Genomic DNA, 17684 nt, shown 5'->3' on the forward strand with positions numbered 1-17684 from the left:
CACATGTTTTTGGTAATGGGAATCACAGGACGCGTAGGCGGCGCAACGGCCCAACGTCTGTTGGCGCAAGGTGAGAAAGTACGGGCGCTGGTCCGCAATCGGGAAAAAGCTGCGAATTGGGCGGATCAAGGTGTGGAACTGGTCGACGGCGACTGGAACGATGCGGTCGCCGTAGAGAGGGCGCTCGAAGGGGTCGAAGGTGCATTTGTCATGCTGCCGGCTGTCTGGGCACCCTCGCCTGATTTCAGGGAAGCAAAAAGCGTAATCGCGAACTATGTCGAGGCGCTGACGAGGGCAGCACCGCCGCGGGTGGTTGCGCTGTCGTCGATGGGTGCGAACAGAACCAGCGGGCTGGGAATGGTCACCGCCCTGTCGCTTCTGGAACAAGGACTGCGCCACCTGACGTTGCCGACCGCCTATGTGCGAGCCGGCGGGTTTTTCGAAAACTTCCTTTACGGCTTGCACGTCGCCCAGGGCGGCACGCTACCCGTCTACTACAACCCGACGAGCCGGAGCTCGACCATGGTCGCGACCGACAATATCGGCGCCGAGGTGGCGACGCTGCTGACCGGGCCGGCGTGGTCCGGGCATCGCGTCGTCGAGCTTGGCTCGATGGTCAGCGCGGATGAAGTCGCGGCCCAGCTGGGCGAAGTCTTGCAGCGCGACGCCAAGGCCTTTGCCATCCCGCGGGCCGGGTGGCCAGCAGCGTTTGAACAGTTCGGCATCCCGAAGGGCCAAACCGGACCGGCCGAAGCGATGTTCGATGCGGTCAACGCGGGCTGGATGGACCTCGGCGTCGCGGGTACGGAGCACGTCGCCGGCACGACGTCCCCTCGCGATGTCTTTGCGGCGGCCTACAAGGCCACTACGGCATGAACAGCGGAGATCGTGTCGGCTCGTCGACCAGGCGGCCACACTGGTCGTCGGCAGCGCCCTCATCGGAGAAGGTACGAATGTCCAAGATTTCCTGGCGCCAGGTATTACCTTTGGTTCTCGCGGCTTTTTTCGTCGTGGGATCGCTCAGCAACATCGTCGCCCCGCGATCCATCTTTGAGGAATACCTGAAGTGGGGATATCCGCACTGGTTCCATTTCGTGACCGGTTCGCTGGAACTCATGACCGCCGTTCTGCTGGCGCAAGCCCGGACGCGGCTGTGGGGCTCGGCGCTCGGCTGCACCGTGATGTTGGCTGCGCTGGCAACCGTCACAGTTCACGGCGAATACGGACATGGGGTGGCGCCACTTGTCGTGACAACACTATCGATTGTTGTCGGCTGGATTGCCTGGCGCAAGCGGCTCGCTGCCGGTTCTATGGCTCGGGCCTAGACGTTCTGCGGCCTCCAAGAGCCTTAAAGCATGCTGGAAGTGCTATTGCTGCCAACCAGTTATCGGTTTGAAATCCCAGTTGGAACAGGGTTGACTTATTGAATTGAGCTTGGCGGTTGGCGCCTCAACGGGCGTCCGAAGCACTTCAGAAGCAGCCATCGACGTCTTGTGCTCGCGACCGGCCGTTCAGGGTCGTCAAGCGCCTCTGGCGACGGCCGGACATGCCGCGTGCCGACGACGCGCATGTCGACCAGTGAGCGTCGGAGGGCCGCTATTGCGATAACTCTTCTTATTACAACAGCTGCTTTTCCTGGCGTAACTGCACCTATCCAATTTGCACCGCGCACACCTTGACAGTGCCGACAAAGTGACCGCATCCGTGCCGCGATTTCTTTTGCCGAATCAATATGATGGAGCCGAAGTCTTGGACTCGCGATGCGAAGTGAAAGATTTAATTCGGACTGAGGCGAATTGACACTTTCATTGCGTTCGGAGTGGAAGCAAAACTGTCACCGCGACGTCGCTTTGTCGCATCGCGGTGCGGTACGGGCGGTGACAGATTTATTGCGCTCTACGAGCATCAAACCAAAGGCGACTGCGCTTTCCGCCGCGAAAGCAATACACAAGCACCCTGCCATGACGTGGGCGGGCCGCAATTACGGTGTCAAGGTGACGTGAAATGTTTTTCAGCGAATAGGAAACCCCGATCAGATAGGCCCGCATTTTGTCGGTCCGATGCAGGGTGCCGACCTCGGCGTATTCTTCATTGCTGACCACGGGTAGGTTGATTGCTCCAGGAATGTGATCCACGGCATATTCGCGTTCGCTGCGCGCGTCGATGATAAGGTCGTAATCTTCGAATCGGTACATGCGCACCTGCCGTCTGAGTGTTGGAGTGCAATGCGTGTTCTTTACGCCGTTTTGTTAAGACTCAATACGTCGAACAATTGAGCGCCCGTGATGATGTGCGTGTACTGAGACCCGTCGCGCATATCGCATGGCTTCAAGAATCCTTTAGGGCACCCTCGTCGGCTTAAACAAAAGGTGGGTCTGTCTTAATCGCAAAGTGCAGTCCGCCACCGAGAATCCGTGTTGAAAGAATCAACTTGATCTACGTTTACGGCGTCGTCGCGCGGGGTCAGTCGACTTGAGAAGATCGTCCGGATTCGACGCTACGCCTGTCCAGTTCGGCCCGCGTACGCTCCAGTTCATGCGCAATCAGTTTCTCGTCCGGCAGCACGGTCTGGTATTCCGCTGCGAGAATTTTGTTCGGCAGATTATCGAGTGCATAGTGCGCTTCGGCAGCGCCCTTCTCCGCACACAGAATCAGACCTACTGGTGGGTTTTCACCAGGCTTCATCCAGTGTTCGCGCGCGTAGTTCAGATAGAGATGCATCTGTCCGGCGTCGGCATAGCTGAACCGGCCCACCTTCAGGTCGATCACCACGAGACACCTGAGTCGCCGGTGAAAAAACAGCAGGTCCACCCTGAACCACGCGTCGTCGACCCGCAACCGTCGCTGCCGGCCGAGAAAAGCGAAGTCGTCGCCAAGCTCCAGCAGGAAATCAGTCAGGTGACGGATCAGGCCGTCTTCGAGGTCGGATTCGGAATACTCGTCCTTCAGGTCCAGAAACTCCAGCACGAACGGATCCCGAATCGCCTGTTCAGGCGTAGGTGCGTCGTCAGACCCAGGCTGCCCTGCCTTTCGGAGCATCGCCGCCTTGTTGTGCGAGAGGGCTACGCGCTCGTAGAACTGGCTGCTGATCTGCCGGTCAAGCTGCCGCACAGACCAGCCGCAGCGCAGCGCTTCAGCTTCGTAGAAGCTGCGGGCCGCGGGATTCCTGAGCGACAGCAGGCGCACGTAGGCCGACCAGGGCAAGGGAAACGCCTGTGCCACAGCGGTCAGGCCAGGAGAGTTCTGCGCAGGTGATCCGGAAAGATGTCGTCCGGCAGAAATTGCAGACGGTGTCGGGACAATTTTCGGGGACGGGGATTTTGCAGACAGCGTCTGCAAAATCTGCTCCGCCGGTCTGCTGAGATAAAACGCCCGCATCTGCGAAAGGTTGCGCCAGCCGAAGCCTCGCCCGAACCGCTGGGACAGATCGGTGCCGAGTCGCTTGATCAGCGCTTCGCCGTAAGCGGCCCGGCCCTCACCGCCCTGCTCGAATTCCACGATGCGCCGGCCAATCTCCCAATAGGTTGCCGTCATCAACGCGTTGATACTGCGGGCTGTCGCTTCACGCGTGGACTCCACCACGTCAGCAATTTCGCGTTGCAGGCCGGCATAAACGGCTGCCGCAATGTCGGACTTCGTCATGACGCGTTCACCGCCTCCCTGAACACCTTGCCGGCCGTGAACTTGGCCGTCTTCACAACTGGAATCTGGATTGCTTTGCCGCTTGCCGGGCTACGCCCCACGCGTGGGGCGCGCTCATCACTCGAGAACGAACCGAAAGCGATCAGTTGCACGATTCCGCGGCCTGCCACCGCAGTGGTCACCGAGTCGATAAGCGAGTCGATCGCCGTCTTGCTTTCACTTTTCGCGGCGACGACCGTATCAACCAGTTCCTGCTTATTCATCGTTTCTCCCTATCGGGCGTTCATGAGACCGTTCCCGCGGACCGCGGCCGCCGGTAACACCACCCTACAGCACGGCGGCGCATCCGCGCAAACAGGACCGCATCCTTTAACTCCAGATATTCCCAGGGCCGCCGGTGATTCAAAAAGGTAGCGACAGCGAACCGCTTGGAAACGCGCAGGTGCTCATGCTGACACTCACGCCGATGCGCGAGACGAATTCATGCGCCCGAATACGAATTGCCCCAGGTACCAAACCAGTTCCGTATTCGCGACGATGTCCTCCTCCACTACAGTTGCGGCCTCGAGCTTCATACGACGCAGCATGAGCTTGCCCTCCCTCGACGCAACCCATGCGCGGACCAGTTCCTTGCGGGTTTTGGCGTCGGCCGCGTTGAAGTGTTCGCGGCCCTTACGCGACTCCTCGTTCATGCGTGCACGGACTTCTTCTTCGCGTGAAGCGATGCTGCGTGCGACCGAACTCTGGGTTTCGCTTTTTACGACATCCGCTTCAGTCTCTTCGGTAAGTAGCTTCGCCTGAACCTCGACCATCTTCCGCTCGGCTTCAGACATCTTCCAGTTATCGCGCAGGGCTCGCATCAGGTAGCCGGCGGGACTTCTTTTTATCTGTCCACGATTGAGCTTGAATCGTGTGTATTCGACAGCCTGCTGGATGTGCGCATCGGTCCAGACTTCGCGGTTCTCGGAAATCTCGCTGAACTGCTTGGTAGACAGGTTGAATTCTTCTTTGAGAATTTTGTACAGGTGACTCGCGTCAGCCAAGCTGGCCAGCGCAGCGTCGGCGGTATCCTTGCGCTTAAGCAGGAACCTTATGCGGTCGATTTTCTTCGACGTGCTGGACTCGGTCCTGGTCTCATAGGACAGCTCGATGTCAGACACCTCATTGATTTCACGCACAGCCGGTTCTAGCCAGTCGCGCTTGAAGTATTTGAAGATGGCGGCGTTCGCTCCCATTCTGCCGGGCCAGTTTCGCATGTCTTCAAGCGGTATCCATTCCGTTCGGCCATTTGGGACACTGGGAAGGACCTGGTCATAGATCGCGCGCGCCAGGCTGCGTGTAAAAGCCGTCGATATACGCAGGCTCAACCAGTGGGATTTTTTGGGGTCACGGATTTGCGGAACCAGGCGAGGGTGCACGTCGAATCGAATGCGCCCCCTGTGGAAGCCGACCATGCCCATCAGCTGGACTGATACCCACAGATCGTTTTCGTTGGGGTCCCGATCGAGCGGTGTATCGGTGACCTGGATTTTCGCGTCCTGAGCTTCTTCCGCGATAGTGCGCAAGTGCTTGAGATTGCGGCTGTCATAGCGCATCAACCACTTGAAGTAGTTCAGCTCAACGTCGTACTGGTCTCGTGCTTCCTGCTCCTGGGCGACAATGAAATACGCGGCGTCAAGAAAGCGCCGCGCCGGCAGCCCCATGTTGACGACTTGGGTGAAGAAGTTGTTGCGCTGGTATCCGATTTCACGATTGGCTTCGCTGATGGGCAAACCCAAATCGAACATATCCTCGAACAACGCGAGCGCCATCTGTCGCGGTGTCACTTTCGACTTGCCTTCTTCCGGATTGTCCTCCGCCGCCATATTCTCATCCGCTCCTCATTTTCGCTTTCGGCAATGTAGCATTCGTGGGTGAGCTGTCAACACATACAACCTCACCATCAGCCGGCCGCACTGGCTGTCTGCCGCCTACGCTCATCCGCCATGCACAATGAACCTCACCTCAGCACAATCAACCTCACCACGATGAACCCGCATCTCCCGTCAAACCCTTATCCCGAGTGATTGGAATTAGCTCCTGCGCCGCTATGCGCAGCCAATCTCACCTTGGTGCGAGCCAGCGAATCCCGCACATCTGACCTCACCTTCGTGTGGAACCGGCCTCACCTTGCCCACACAACGAAACTCACCTTCGTGCACATCTGACCTCACCTTTAACACAACGGACCTCACCTTTTTGAGCTTAAGTCGTTGAAAATAAACAAAGGCACGCCCCTCTGTTGGTTTGTTGGATTGTTTGATTTTTAAAAAAACAAACCAACCCGTTACCAAGAAGCAACTTGCCGAGCGCCCCTGATGGTGAGCTTGATTGTGCCGAACAGCGGTTTCGGTCCAGCCCCTGTTCCGTTTCCACAGAAACAACGTTTTCGATCGGTAAAGCACCCAAGTGAAGGTGAGGTTCATTGTGCAGGCGTGTGCACAGGCACCTGTATAAATACCCCCGCGCATGCGAGGCAATGAAAATCGGAGAGGAAGGTGAGGTCAATTGTGCTGGGTGATACAACTCGAAGCGCGCCGATGTGTTCGCAGCACAATGAACCTCACCATGTGCCGTACTTTTGTGCAAAGGTCGATTTGCGTGACGATACTGCTTTCAGAATTAGCACAAGCGACCTCACCTTGAACGACGATCTGGTGACCGGTCGGCCAACTACAGTGCTCTATCGGCGACAATTCTGCCGAATGGCAGCGGTCTGGAAGAGCAGGAAGTGTCTCTTCTACGCTTGTCGGCCGCACTCCAGTCAGCCGGAAACGCGCAATGATGGGTGGTTTTTCAGAAAGTCTTCATAAAAAACAGTCGTTTATAGAGCAATTTTCATGTGTTTCCTGTATTCTGAGGTTCATCGAAATTTATGGATAAACCTCAGAATGGTGAAAACGAGCCAACTTCCTGCTGTAGACCGAACGGTTCCTCTTGAGCAGATTAGCCAGTTCGCTGAAAAGGTCTCAATTTTCACAGATGAGCTGCGTAACACCATTCTTGCACCCCGACCGCGAAAAGCTGCTCCCGTTTTCAAAACAGGGGAAATTGCTGAGATGTGCAACATCTCTCATTCTCAGGTCCAATACCTCGCAACCAAGAGCGACGGAGAGTTGCCGCCAGGCACCGCTGCCGGTACCGGCCGGACCCGTACATTCACTCTGGAGGAAGCACGCCTCTGGGTCCAGAAAGTCTCCGACATCTATCAGACTCCGCTCGTTACGGGAACACGTGAACCGGAAGGCAAAATCGTCATAACGGCCCAGTTGAAGGGCGGTTCGGCAAAGACAACCACAACCATGTGTCTCGCACAAGGGCTGACGTTGCGCGGGCGCAAGGTGCTTGTCATCGACCTCGACCCTCAGGCCTCGCTTTCCGAACTGTGCGGCTTGTACGCGGAAAAGGATGTGACGCCGGACGACACCGTGTTGCCATATATCTACGACCAGGACGTCGAGGGTGGCCTGGAAACAAGGGTTCAGTCGACTTACTGGGATGGGCTTGACGTGATTCCTGCTCACACCGAATTGATTGGTGCGGAGTTCCATCTGCCGGCGATGCAGAAGATGAGGCCGGGCTTCCGGTTCTGGACGGTGCTTCGGCAAGGTCTCGAGCCACTACGCAAGCGCTACGACTACATCCTCATGGACACGTCGCCTTCGCTGTCGTATCTCAACCTGAATGCATTGCTGGCGGCGGATGCCATGGTCATGCCGATGGTTCCCGAAAATCTGGACTTCATCAGCTCGCTGTCGTTCTGGCGACTGTTTTCAGATGTATCCAAGAGTTTCATCAAGTATGAGCAGGACAAGAAATACGACTTTATCTCGCTGATGCTTTCGAGGGTCGATTACGGGCGCACCTCCTCCGCACCTATCGTGCGCGCATGGGCACAAAGCGCATATGAGAGCTGGCTGCATTCGATTGAAGTGCCGGCCAGTTCTGTGATGAGCACAGGAGCGTTGGCATTTTCAACGGTATTCGACGTAAGCAGTACCCATAGCGCGGCTAAGTCGTTGCAGCGTGTACGACAGCCCCTTGTCGATTACTGCCGATGGGTGGACGAAATCTATGCAGAAAAATGGAGGAACGCGCAATGAGCAACATGCGAGAGCAACTGTTGGCGAAGACGTCCGGCATCCGGACGACCTCATCTATCAAGGAAGATGAGGTCAAGCGTAGCAACCGAACGCAGACGGCGCCTGGCCTCGCGGGTGCGCTTGCGGTAGCGCAACTCCGTGTGCAAGAGCTGGAGTCCACCGGCGCCGCATCGCAATTATCGGTGTCCGACATCGTGCCGAATCCTTGGCAGCCGCGAAGGGTATTCATCGAGGCGAAGCTGTCGGAATTGGCCGAGTCCATTCGTGAAGTCGGACTTATGCAGCCCATCGTGGTCCGCCGCGCCGAGGATATCTATCAGATTGTGGCTGGCGAACGTCGGTGGCGCGCACACAAGATGGTGGGACTCGATGCCATCAAGGCTGTCGTTGTGGAGTGCTCCGACGAAGACATGGCTGTGCTAGCCCTCGTGGAAAATGTTAGTCGTGACGACTTGTCCGACTATGAAGTCGCCATGTCCATGAGGCAGACGGAGAAGGAGTTCCCTGACCGTAAGCGGATGGCCGAGGCACTGGGTATGTCCCGCAGCGGGCTCTACCAGTTCCTCTCGTTTGAAAATCTGCCGGACTTCATCAGGAAGGACCTCGATATCCAGCCGCGGCTGCTTGGCGGGACTGCTGCCCAAGCGATTGTTGCGGCCATCAAGAAACACGGCGAAGACGGTGTGAACGCAGCAATGGAAGTCTGGCCGCTCGTTGTGAAGGGAGACATGGACCAGGGGAAGGTGGCCGCGGCGATTAAGGCGTTGGCAACTCGTCGAACGACCACGACGAATTCCGCAAGCGAGCGGAGCATCGACAAGTTCTTTTCTGGCAAGGAACACGCGGGATCCATTACCAAGGACATCAGCGGTATCACGGTGAAAATCAAGGCCGGCGTCCTCACCGACGCGCAGGAGACGCAGATTCGGGCGCTTATTAGCCAGATGTTCCACGCTCAGCCGAAAGCGAGTTGAGGCAGGCTTCATCCTTCACTGAGCCCGCATGCGCGGGCTTTTTTTCGTCTATGCGTTCTTGGGTGTCTAGAGTCTAGACACACTGTCCGCCGCGTCGCTGTCCGACCTAGAGCACGCGTATCTAGACTCTAGACACAAGATTAGGCAGCGGTTAGCGGGCATCAGGCGGTCACGCGAGGAGCAATGAATGGCTGCGGTCACCTTGGCGTGTCTACAGTCTAGACGCGCACGAGGGTAGCCGTCGGCTCCGAGCAGCGCTATCGGGATATGTCAGCAGTTCACGGCTCCCGGAAGCGTCGATGGTGGCGGACGAGGCGCGAGCGTGTCTAGACTCTAGACACGCCTCTAATGGAAACAGATCGGCAGGAGCCATCCTGTTATAGAGGAGCTGGGCACGTGAGTCAGCAAGTCAGCGCCGGCGCAGTAGCCTGATCAAAGTTGAATGCGAAAGGCGTGGGATCCCAGAAGATCTTCGTGTGAGACCCAAAACCTGCGATAAGCATTCATCTCGGCGGCGAGTAAGCGTTCCTGTTCACCATACCTTCGTCCTGACGATCGCTGATTATTGAGCAAGACCAGCTCTCGCACGGGGCTTCGGATTCGAGAAGTTGTCCGACTGCCGACATCCACTGCGATATCCCGGTGCATTGCTCTTGTACCCTCTGAAGGAAAAAGTTGGTCCCGCGGTAAGCCCCAAGATTGCGACGAACCAGACTGCAGTGGTCGGCAATGTGACTAGGATCTCGACTGTACGTGCCACCATTTTTGATGTTGTTCCGGGTCATGGTATTTCCTCTTACAATTGTTTCCTGGCCCCGTGGACAACGCAGGCGCAATTGCCATGACCGTGTGGCGACGTGCTTATATCTCTGCGTGCTCAGGTGGCGTCGCGCTGGAGCTTCCCTACTTCCTCCCGCCGTCAACGCTACCTGACAGCACCTCAGACCGGCCCATACGCCGATCACCTTCTCTCGAAGCACCGCCGATTTAGTCATCAGGTACGGGCCGGTCAGTCGGCTGCCCGACCGGTCGGGCGCCAGCAGCGCGAGGCCTCCGGGTTGACAACGCACTGGCCAGCCAGTTGCGCGGGCGACGGTTTCTTCGATGGAAGCAGTGAGCGCCACATCGTGTTCGGCGAGGGACACCGCGTCAATGACGGTCCATGACTGGAGCCTTTGGTGAACGCCCTGCGTGCCGGCTATGCCTCCGCGCCGGTGATGGCAATGGGAAGACCCTGTTGGTTTGGCGGCACCCGGTAATCGTGGGACGCTGACGGTTACCGGGCCGCACGTGCGCGGGCCAGATGCGTTGCCAGTGCGCGCTTCAGCGGTTCGTCGTCGAAGTACTGGCAGAAGGTCCGCAGATCGCTGTGTCCCATGATCTCGAGTGCCGCACTGGCATCCAGTCCATCTTGCTCCGCCTGCGGGAGCCCTTTCGCGTAGGTGTGGCGCAGCCAGTGCGTGGGCGCGGGCGTAGGCGAGCGCCTCGTTGCACAGCCCGGTGATAAGCTTCCAGACGGCCGTGTGGCTGCGGATGCCCCTGAGTTCACCCCAGCGGGAGCGCCGCACCGACAGCAGCAGCGGCTGGTCTGCGTCCGGCAGCGGTACTGGTGGCAGGCCAAACGCGATCCGGTACGACTGCAGCGACAGCGCAATCTCGTCGCACGGCACGCGTCGGTGCACGGGTAGGCCCCTGACGTACCAGGGCCGCCGACAGCGGCTCCCTGCAGCCGTGGCATAGCCACGCCGTGCGGCGGCTCTTTGGGGTATAGCCAATCTGACCACGCCTGACAGAGGTGGCCAAAATCCTTGAATAGCAATCTGAAGTGGCCCGGCAATTTTTGACTATCCAGCATGGCTATCCGCATGGGCCAACCCGCCCATCCGTCAAACCGCCTGCCGGGCCGCGAATGAGCTGGTAATTAAAACGTATATACTTGGTTAGTATTTACTGCTGGAGATGGTGCCATGTCGAAAGAAGCCGTATTCACCATGAAGCTCGAACCGGAGCTGCGCGCCGAGTTCATGGCCGAAGCCGAAGCCGCGCACCGGCCGGCGTCGCAGGTGCTGCGCGAGCTGATGCGCGATTTCGTGCAGCGCCAGCGCGAGGCACGCGACTATGAGGAGTTCCTGCGCGGCAAGGTCGAAGCCGGCCGCGCCTCGATGCGTGCCGGCCGCGGCCGTCCGGATGAGGAGGTTGAAGCGAGGTTCGCCGCGCGGCGCGCCAGTGCGGCAGGCAAGGCGTGAGGGTCGTCTGGACGCCAGAAGCGGAACAGGACCGCGATGACGTGTGGGACTACATCGCGACCGACAACGTGGCCGCCGCGGCCCGGATGGACGGGCTGTTCAGCGAGGTGGTCGCGCAGCTGGCCGGTTTCCCCCTGATGGGCCGGGCCGGAAAAATCGCCGGCACGCGTGAGCTGATCCTGCACGAAAGCTATCGCCTGGTGTATGAGGTCGAAGGCGAAACAGTCTGGGTGCTGGCACTGGTTCACACCGCGCGCCGATGGCCGCCAATCCGTGATTAGGGGACCCGGATGAGCCGGTCACCGCCATTGCGCCGGACACTGACATCAACGGTGGCGCACGCGCGGTCGACGGCGGATGAGCACCCCATCGGTTGAAATCTGACCACCACTTGAGTTGTGTGCGCGTTTCCGGCCCCGATGCGCCGGTTTACCGCCGGTCGCCTTGTCTGCATGTGACTGGCAGACAGGCCCGGCAGGGCGGCGGAACAGCGACTATCATGTAAACGTGGCCGGTGCCTCACGGCACGTGGCCACAACGGAGCAGCGGCGCGGGCAACCTGGCCGCCCGCCGCGGCTCCGCCATGCATCACGAAGGCGGTCCGCCCGTTCACCCCGGCGGGCTGTTTTTTGTCCCGCTTCAATGCCGCTAACTCCGCTTAGCGGCATTGCGATTCATGGGTCAAAACACCTGAATATGCCGCTCGCGCTGATCACGTCGCGCTCACCGCATTGCACACCGGACATGCCACGGCGAAGTGTTCAACCTAGATCGAATAGGCGTTCAACGAGACAAGCTCATGAGCGCGAAAGTGCGTCGCTGCGATGCGCTCGGCGCGAGCGGTAACTGCCCCTCACGCAACCCGACCCAGCAGGCGCATGACACGGTTTTGTCATACGAATTTGCGCCGAATCCTCTATATTGAACGTTCGGCAATCGAGGGCCGAATCTTCACGACGCGCGCGTTGGCAAAGCGTCCACGTCCACGGCGAAGCGTGCTGCCGATCACGGATCACTACGAGGAGGGGCAACCATGGGTTCAGCTCTGCAGGGCATTGCGTTCCTGTCGGTGTACAACAAAAAGTGGCTATCGCTGGTTACCAGCTTCTTCGGCCGAGATTGTTACGTTGCATGCAAAGACACACCGGATGCGTTCTGCATGTTTTCCATGAGTCCGATGATGGGGGTATTTAGCGATGTGGAGGGCAACTGGATCATGCAAAGCCTGGACGATCCGACGCAATTGGTCCCATATGAAGGCCGTCAGCCGCCGGATGACAATACCCTCAATCACGCGCGCTTCGGGTTCACGAAGTCCGCGCTCGGCCAGGGCACCCAGGTAGGGCTCTATACGCTGGATAAAAACTGGCGCTGGGTGGTCGACGACGACGGCACCGACCAAGGCGTGCTCAGCTTGGTCGCCAATGATTCGTTGGATGGCATAGGCGACAACTTCGTTGGCAAAACGGCGTTCGAGTACTGGGACAGCGTGCTGTCGCCGTGGCCGCCCGCCTGAGGGCGGGCGGGCCTTCTGACGGCCGCGCCAGGCGCTCGCCCTTGCTGCGGGCGTGAAGCAGACCGCGGCGAGCGGCGCCGACCGGGTGGCGGCTGGCACCGCGCTGCCGCTCCCGCCGCTGAGCGGCCCTGCGAATGAGCCCGGACCCACGGTCACGTACCTCAACACCCGGCTCCGGCCGGGTTTTTTCATGGCCAGCGCCGGTCGATCCGCAGGGCAGGGGAGTAAAAATCGCACATCTGATATCTCCCCGCATCAGACGTTGCGCCGGTGGCGACGCCCGTCGCCACATTGATGCAGAGCGACATTGAAACCCGCGCCGGCACCTGGCTCGAGTCCAGCATCGGGGCGGAGAGAGGCGGCTCGTCACGCTCTGAAATCGGCCTTGCTGGTCGACTCGGCAGCGCCTATGCGCGGCGGTTGGCCGCCGCAGTAGTTGGGTTGGATGCGGGCCGCCGACATGGGAATGGGCGGCCCGATTTTTTTGCGGCCCACCTTGTCTGCTAATTCTTATTAGCAGCCCTGCGTTTAATGGGTAAAATACGAGGAATGCCCGTTACGCGTCACCGCCACTCCCATTCTGGTATCATTTGATCTATGATGATAGATCATGTGGTCTACCGGAGTACCTGCCATGATCCTCGTTTCCCCCGAACAGATTGCCGCCGTGATGGCGCTCACGCCGCTGCCGCATTCGGTCGCCGAACTCGACGACCTCGTCCGCGGCGGGCTGCCCAAATCGGCGCTGAAGGAGGGCGTCGGACACGCGACGCGCAGCGCCGAGGAGCGCCGCGCGCTGCTCGCGCGCATCGTCCCGGAGGCGACCTTCAAGCGCCGCCGCGACCGGCTGAGCCCCGACGAGTCGGAGAAGACCGAACGGCTCGCGCGCATCTTTGCCACGGCGAACTACGTGTGGGACAGCGAGGACGACGCGCGCGCATTCCTCGCCACCGCGCACCCGCTGCTCGGGGGCCGCACGCCGCTCGAGGTCGCGCTGACCGAACTCGGCGCGCGCCGCGTCGAGGAACTGCTGTGGAAACTGTTCTACGGGGTGCCGGCCTGATGCGGGTGTTCCGGATCGCGGACAGCCGCCACCCGGTGTGGAGCGGCACCGGCGCGATGCTGGTCGGCGGGCGCTTCAACAGTCCCGGGCGGCCGGTCATCTACGGGGCGCTGAGCTTTGCCGGCGCGATGCTCGAGGTGCTGGTGCACGCCCGCATCGGCAAGGTGCCACGGCATCACGTGTGGGTGCAGACGGACATCCCCGACGACGTGCGGGTCGAGCGGGTCGGGGCTGACGACCTGCCCGCCGGCTGGGACAGCCCCGACCTGCAGGTCGCGCGCCACTTTGGTGACCGCTGGCTCGGCGAGGGCCGATCCGCGGTGCTGGTCGTGCCGTCGGTGGTCGCGCGGGCCGAGTCCAACGTGCTGGTCAACCCGGCGCACCCGGCTGCGGCGCGTCTGGCGGTCTCCGTACCACAGCCGGTCGTGTGGGACCGGCGGCTCTTCTCCATACCGGGATGAGCGCTCCTGAATTGCTCACCTCTTCAGCCACGCTGGATTTCTGCCCATGGCCAACCAGACCCAATCGCTGACCCTTCCGCCGCCGCGCCGCTACACGCGCACCGACTTCACCGCGCTGCGCGCATTCGTGCAGCGCGTACCCGCGGCGACCATCGCGCGGCTCTACTACGACCCCGACCTCGCGCCGCACGCGGCGACGTCCGAGGCGATGGAGCGCTACCTGCGCACGATGCGCGATGACCTTGTGCAGCTGGCGCTGCTGCACGGCTCGACGGTGCTCGCGCAGCACCTGAAGGCGTCCATCCGGCAGCACGGCAGCGCGAAACTGACCGCCGTCACGCTGCGCATGGTCGAACAGGCGTCGACGCTGGCGGCTGCGGTCCCGGCCGCCGCCCACCCGGTGCACCTGTGGTTCCGGCCGCTCATCGCGCGCCGGCTGGCCGGCGAGGGGATCGCGACGCTCGGGGCGCTGGTCGACTGGTGCAATGCGCGCGGTGGCAGCTGGTGGCGCTCGGTGCCGCGCATCGGCGCGCTGCGCGCGCGCACGCTCGTCGCGTGGCTGCGCCGCCATGAAGCGGCACTCGGCATGCGCGTGGCTGCCGACGTCGATGCCGGGTCCGATGCAGGTACCCATGCGGGCGCGTGGGTACCGTCGGACGGGCAGGGCGGGACCGACGGGCTGGTGGTCATTGGCGGCACTCCGCTCGCGCCCCGTCTGGCCCCTTTCGAACGGCTCGCGGTGCCGGCGGCGCTATCGGGTGGCGACGGCGGCGAGGGGGCGCATGGAGCCGGAAAGCGCGGCACCAACCGGGCGAGCGCGTTTGCGTTCATCCGCGCGCCGCACGACCTCGCAGCGATCCACGCGTACCTGCACCGTTACCGCGACCGGCCGGCGACCTGTCGCGCGTACACCCGCGAGCTCGAGCGGCTGGTGCTGTGGGCGGTGATCGTGCGCGGCACCGCGGTGTCGTCAATGACGGTCGAGGACTGCGAGGCGTACAAGGATTTCCTCGCGGCCCCGGCGCCTGCCTTCGTGGGTCCGAAACAGTCACGCGTGAGCGGCCGCTGGCGGCCGTTTGCCCCCGGGGGCCTGTCGCCTGACAGCCAGGGCTATGCGGTGCGCGTGCTGCGTGCGGCCTTTGCGTGGCTCACCGAGGTCCGCTATCTGGCGGGCAATCCGTGGAGCGCGGTGCACGATCCGGTGACCGTCACCCGCGAAGTCCCGGTGCAGGTCGGGCGCGCGCTGCCGGCCGGGCTGTGGGCGCAGCTGCGCGACGCGCTCGACGCACGCTGCGCATCGCCGGTGAACGGGGCGGGGGCGGAGGAGGCCGACGCCCGGCAGTGGCGCACCGCGCGCGCGGCGATCCTGCTGATGGGCGACTCCGGGCTGCGGCGTGACGAGGCGGCGCACGCCCGGCGGGAGGACCTGCGGGGTGACCCGCTCCGGTCGCCGCAGGATCCGGAGGCGGCGGCGGTCTGGGCGCTGACGGTGACCGGCAAGCGCCGCAGACAGCGCACGGTCCCGGTCAGCGCCGCCACGGTGCGCGCGCTGCGCGAACACTGGGCCGATCGCGGGCGCGATTTCGATGCGCCGCTCGACTCCGCGCCGCTGATCGTGCCGCTGGTGATTCCGGCGACCGGCACGGCGCGGAAGAAACACGGCGGCGCCGTCGAGGCGCCGTATACGGCCGATGCCTTCGGGCATCTGGTCCGTCAGGCCATCCAGCGTCTGACCGTCGGGTTTGCCGCGCGGGCGGACGTCCCGAAAGAACACCTGGTCCAGCTCGCGAACACCTCCGCGCACGCGTTCCGGCACACCTTCGGCACACGCGCGGTCGCGCGCGACATGCCGGTCGACGTGGTGCAGGCGATTCTCGGCCACGCGTCGCTGCAGACGACGTCGATCTATGTGCGCGCCGAGCAGCAGCGCATGCTGGAGGCGGCCGCACAGTATTACGCGGCGGATGACGGACCGGGGTAATGCCGGCAGCCCGGGCACTGGCCGCGCCCGGGACGGATGCCGCGCGCGCCGGGTCCGTGCCGGCCAGCCCGCGCAGGCGGGACGGCGGTGGTCATCGGCTTCGCATCGGCCACCCATCGCGCCAGGCGCGTATCACGGCGTCGCGACGGCGCCGCAGGAAAGCGGCGAACGCAGAGTACCGGCCTTCGCCTTGATCCCGATGGATGACCGGTGCAGACCAGCGCTGCAACCAGATGATAGAAAAATCGGATGCGCACTCATGCGCTTCAACGTGAAGACGTGGCTGAAATTGCTTCAGACAAGCAGGGACAGGCCTGAGAGGTGGGTGTTTGTCTCTTGACCTTGGCCGTTCAATGGATGACAGTAATGAGATGGTCCCTCCCGCCCTCGCCGAGTGCGTTACGCTTGCGGCGTCAATTCCGGATTGGAGACTGTCATGCAAGACGTCACGATGGTTGGCATCGATTTGGGAAAGAATACCTTTCACCTCCACGGCCAGGATAGAAGGGGCAAGGCAGTGTTCCGCAAGAAACTGGGGCGCAGGCAGGTAGTCGAGTTCTTCGCGACATTTCATGCATGCACTGTTGTAATGGAGGCTTGTGCCGGCGCCCATCACATGGCTCGCCTGCTGACGACGTTCGGGCATCAGGTCAAACTGATCTCGCCGCAGTTTGTGCGTCCGTTCGTGAAGAGCAACAAGAATGACTTTGTAGACGCCGAGGCTATCTGTGAAGCTGCCTCCCGACCCACCATGCGGTTTGTCACCGCGAAAACGGAATCACAGCAGACGCTTTCCGCACTACATCACTTGCGAGAGTCATTCGTGCGAGACCGCACCCGAACCGTGAACCAGATGCATGGCCTGTTACTGGAATTCGGCGTTAGTTTGCCAGTTGGAAAAGCTTCGGTTGCGCGTCTTCCAGCCTTCCTCACCGAGCATTCATTGCCACCACGCCTGATCGCGATCCTTCAGCGTCTGCACAATCACTACAAGTACCTCGATAGCGAAGTTAGTCATATCGAGAAAGAGATTAATGCCCAGCTCGTGGACGACGAGTTCGGCCAGCGTCTGTTGACGATCCCAGGCATCGGGCCCGTCACCGCCAGTGTTCTGGCCGCAGAAATGGGGGACGGCAAGCAGTACAGGTGTGGCCGCGATTTTGCAGCGTCGGTTGGTCTCGTTCCCAGGCAGTACAGTACCGGTGGGAAGGCGACGTTGCTTGGAATCAGTCGGCGCGGCGACAAGAATATCCGACGGCTGCTTGTCACGTGCGCTCGAGCCTACATGCTGCGGCTCGAGGGACGGACAGGCCATCTCGCGGACTGGGTTCGTGCCATGCTCACCCGACGACATTCAAACGTTGTTGCGTGCGCGCTGGCTAATAAGCTGGCGCGAACTGCGTGGTCAATGGCAGCGCATGGCACCGCGTATTGTGCGGGATCGACTGTCGCTTCGGACTGACTGAGCGGCTCAACTTCTACCGAATCACCCAACTGGTTTTGCGACGACTGAAATTTGATGACATGAACGGCACATCGGCCTGAAGGACAACCTGGGTATTAAATAGGCTTCTCGAAGCCGAGACAGTTTTAAGGACCCTCAGGCGCGGACCTCATCGTGGCGCGGGGCGTGATCCCCACTATCGACGCCGGATAGAT

At 61.2% G+C, this 17684-nt stretch carries 15 protein-coding genes; 11 read left to right on the plus strand and 4 right to left on the minus strand.

Features of this window, described 5'->3' with window-relative positions:
• The first annotated feature begins 3 nt into the window (after positions 1-3).
• Both ACOCG7_RS33955 and ACOCG7_RS33960 read left to right on the plus strand, forming a co-directional pair.
• A complete protein-coding gene (locus ACOCG7_RS33955; RefSeq protein ID WP_421380971.1) occupies positions 4-876 on the plus strand; it encodes an NmrA family NAD(P)-binding protein in 873 nt (290 codons plus the stop codon).
• Between the two features lie 77 nt (positions 877-953).
• Complete coding sequence (locus tag ACOCG7_RS33960) at positions 954-1325, plus strand: DoxX family protein (protein WP_310126190.1); 372 nt, start codon at positions 954-956, stop codon at positions 1323-1325.
• Positions 1326-1886: 561 nt separating this feature from the next.
• Here the strand turns inward: ACOCG7_RS33960 and ACOCG7_RS33965 are convergent.
• From ACOCG7_RS33965 to ACOCG7_RS33980, 4 genes are all read right to left on the minus strand, one after another.
• Positions 1887-2195, minus strand: coding sequence for a rhodanese-like domain-containing protein (locus ACOCG7_RS33965; protein ID WP_421380974.1), 309 nt, complete (start codon positions 2193-2195; stop codon positions 1887-1889).
• Positions 2196-2463: 268 nt separating this feature from the next.
• Positions 2464-3642 carry a PDDEXK nuclease domain-containing protein gene (locus ACOCG7_RS33970; RefSeq protein WP_310126195.1) on the minus strand — a complete coding sequence of 393 codons (1179 nt, stop codon included), beginning with the start codon at positions 3640-3642 and terminating at the stop codon, positions 2464-2466.
• Positions 3639-3905 (minus strand): HU family DNA-binding protein, encoded by a 267-nt coding sequence (locus ACOCG7_RS33975; protein WP_310126198.1) that lies wholly within the window; start codon positions 3903-3905, stop codon positions 3639-3641. Before ACOCG7_RS33975 ends, ACOCG7_RS33970 begins: the two co-directional genes overlap by 4 nt.
• Positions 3906-4100: 195 nt before the next feature.
• Positions 4101-5507, minus strand: a complete 1407-nt coding sequence (locus ACOCG7_RS33980) for a replication initiation protein (protein WP_310126202.1) — start codon at positions 5505-5507, stop codon at positions 4101-4103.
• A gap of 1065 nt (positions 5508-6572) precedes the next feature.
• On the opposite strand from ACOCG7_RS33980, the gene ACOCG7_RS33985 reads away from it, so the two are divergent.
• From ACOCG7_RS33985 to ACOCG7_RS34025, 9 genes are all read left to right on the plus strand, one after another.
• A complete protein-coding gene (locus ACOCG7_RS33985; RefSeq protein ID WP_201078903.1) occupies positions 6573-7784 on the plus strand; it encodes a ParA family protein in 1212 nt (403 codons plus the stop codon).
• The gene (locus tag ACOCG7_RS33990) at positions 7781-8758 is read left to right on the plus strand and encodes a ParB/RepB/Spo0J family partition protein (protein WP_421380979.1); all 978 of its coding nucleotides are present in this window, start codon (positions 7781-7783) and stop codon (positions 8756-8758) included. The genes ACOCG7_RS33985 and ACOCG7_RS33990 overlap by 4 nt, the downstream gene beginning before the upstream one ends.
• A 1967-nt stretch (positions 8759-10725) precedes the next feature.
• Entirely contained in the window at positions 10726-11004 is a 279-nt protein-coding gene (locus tag ACOCG7_RS33995; RefSeq protein WP_421380982.1) for an antitoxin of toxin-antitoxin stability system, read from the plus strand.
• Positions 11001-11285 (plus strand): type II toxin-antitoxin system RelE/ParE family toxin, encoded by a 285-nt coding sequence (locus ACOCG7_RS34000; RefSeq protein ID WP_421380985.1) that lies wholly within the window; start codon positions 11001-11003, stop codon positions 11283-11285. The genes ACOCG7_RS33995 and ACOCG7_RS34000 overlap by 4 nt, the downstream gene beginning before the upstream one ends.
• A gap of 752 nt (positions 11286-12037) precedes the next feature.
• Positions 12038-12520, plus strand: a complete 483-nt coding sequence (locus tag ACOCG7_RS34005) for a hypothetical protein (RefSeq protein ID WP_421380988.1) — start codon at positions 12038-12040, stop codon at positions 12518-12520.
• A gap of 634 nt (positions 12521-13154) precedes the next feature.
• Entirely contained in the window at positions 13155-13583 is a 429-nt protein-coding gene (locus ACOCG7_RS34010; protein WP_421380991.1) for an antitoxin Xre/MbcA/ParS toxin-binding domain-containing protein, read from the plus strand.
• Positions 13583-14044, plus strand: a complete 462-nt coding sequence (locus ACOCG7_RS34015; protein ID WP_421381093.1) for an RES family NAD+ phosphorylase — start codon at positions 13583-13585, stop codon at positions 14042-14044. The genes ACOCG7_RS34010 and ACOCG7_RS34015 overlap by 1 nt, the downstream gene beginning before the upstream one ends.
• A 46-nt stretch (positions 14045-14090) precedes the next feature.
• Positions 14091-16025: a phage integrase family protein gene (locus ACOCG7_RS34020; RefSeq protein WP_421380994.1), complete on the plus strand. Its 1935-nt coding sequence runs from the start codon at positions 14091-14093 to the stop codon at positions 16023-16025.
• A 436-nt stretch (positions 16026-16461) separates the two neighbouring features.
• Positions 16462-17487: an IS110 family transposase gene (locus ACOCG7_RS34025; protein WP_421380882.1), complete on the plus strand. Its 1026-nt coding sequence runs from the start codon at positions 16462-16464 to the stop codon at positions 17485-17487.
• Positions 17488-17684: the final 197 nt, after the last annotated feature.

Origin of the sequence: Paraburkholderia sp. DD10, assembly GCF_049177125.1 — a bacterium.
Lineage (GTDB): Bacteria > Pseudomonadota > Gammaproteobacteria > Burkholderiales > Burkholderiaceae > Paraburkholderia > Paraburkholderia terricola.

Excerpts from the sequence above, each read along its gene's own strand:
- ACOCG7_RS33980 (WP_310126202.1), bottom strand. The coding sequence starts at position 5,507 with ATGGCGGCGGAGGACAATCCGGAAGAAGGCAAGTCGAAAGTGACACCG.
- ACOCG7_RS33960 (WP_310126190.1), top strand. The coding sequence starts at position 954 with ATGTCCAAGATTTCCTGGCGCCAGGTATTACCTTTGGTTCTCGCGGCT.
- ACOCG7_RS34010 (WP_421380991.1), top strand. The coding sequence starts at position 13,155 with ATGATCCTCGTTTCCCCCGAACAGATTGCCGCCGTGATGGCGCTCACG.
- ACOCG7_RS33955 (WP_421380971.1), top strand. The coding sequence starts at position 4 with ATGTTTTTGGTAATGGGAATCACAGGACGCGTAGGCGGCGCAACGGCC.
- ACOCG7_RS33985 (WP_201078903.1), top strand. The coding sequence starts at position 6,573 with ATGGTGAAAACGAGCCAACTTCCTGCTGTAGACCGAACGGTTCCTCTT.
- ACOCG7_RS34005 (WP_421380988.1), top strand. The coding sequence starts at position 12,038 with ATGGGTTCAGCTCTGCAGGGCATTGCGTTCCTGTCGGTGTACAACAAA.
- ACOCG7_RS33995 (WP_421380982.1), top strand. The coding sequence starts at position 10,726 with ATGTCGAAAGAAGCCGTATTCACCATGAAGCTCGAACCGGAGCTGCGC.
- ACOCG7_RS34025 (WP_421380882.1), top strand. The coding sequence starts at position 16,462 with ATGCAAGACGTCACGATGGTTGGCATCGATTTGGGAAAGAATACCTTT.
- ACOCG7_RS33965 (WP_421380974.1), bottom strand. The coding sequence starts at position 2,195 with ATGTACCGATTCGAAGATTACGACCTTATCATCGACGCGCGCAGCGAA.
- ACOCG7_RS33970 (WP_310126195.1), bottom strand. The coding sequence starts at position 3,642 with ATGACGAAGTCCGACATTGCGGCAGCCGTTTATGCCGGCCTGCAACGC.
- ACOCG7_RS34015 (WP_421381093.1), top strand. The coding sequence starts at position 13,583 with ATGCGGGTGTTCCGGATCGCGGACAGCCGCCACCCGGTGTGGAGCGGC.
- ACOCG7_RS33975 (WP_310126198.1), bottom strand. The coding sequence starts at position 3,905 with ATGAATAAGCAGGAACTGGTTGATACGGTCGTCGCCGCGAAAAGTGAA.
- ACOCG7_RS34020 (WP_421380994.1), top strand. The coding sequence starts at position 14,091 with ATGGCCAACCAGACCCAATCGCTGACCCTTCCGCCGCCGCGCCGCTAC.
- ACOCG7_RS33990 (WP_421380979.1), top strand. The coding sequence starts at position 7,781 with ATGAGCAACATGCGAGAGCAACTGTTGGCGAAGACGTCCGGCATCCGG.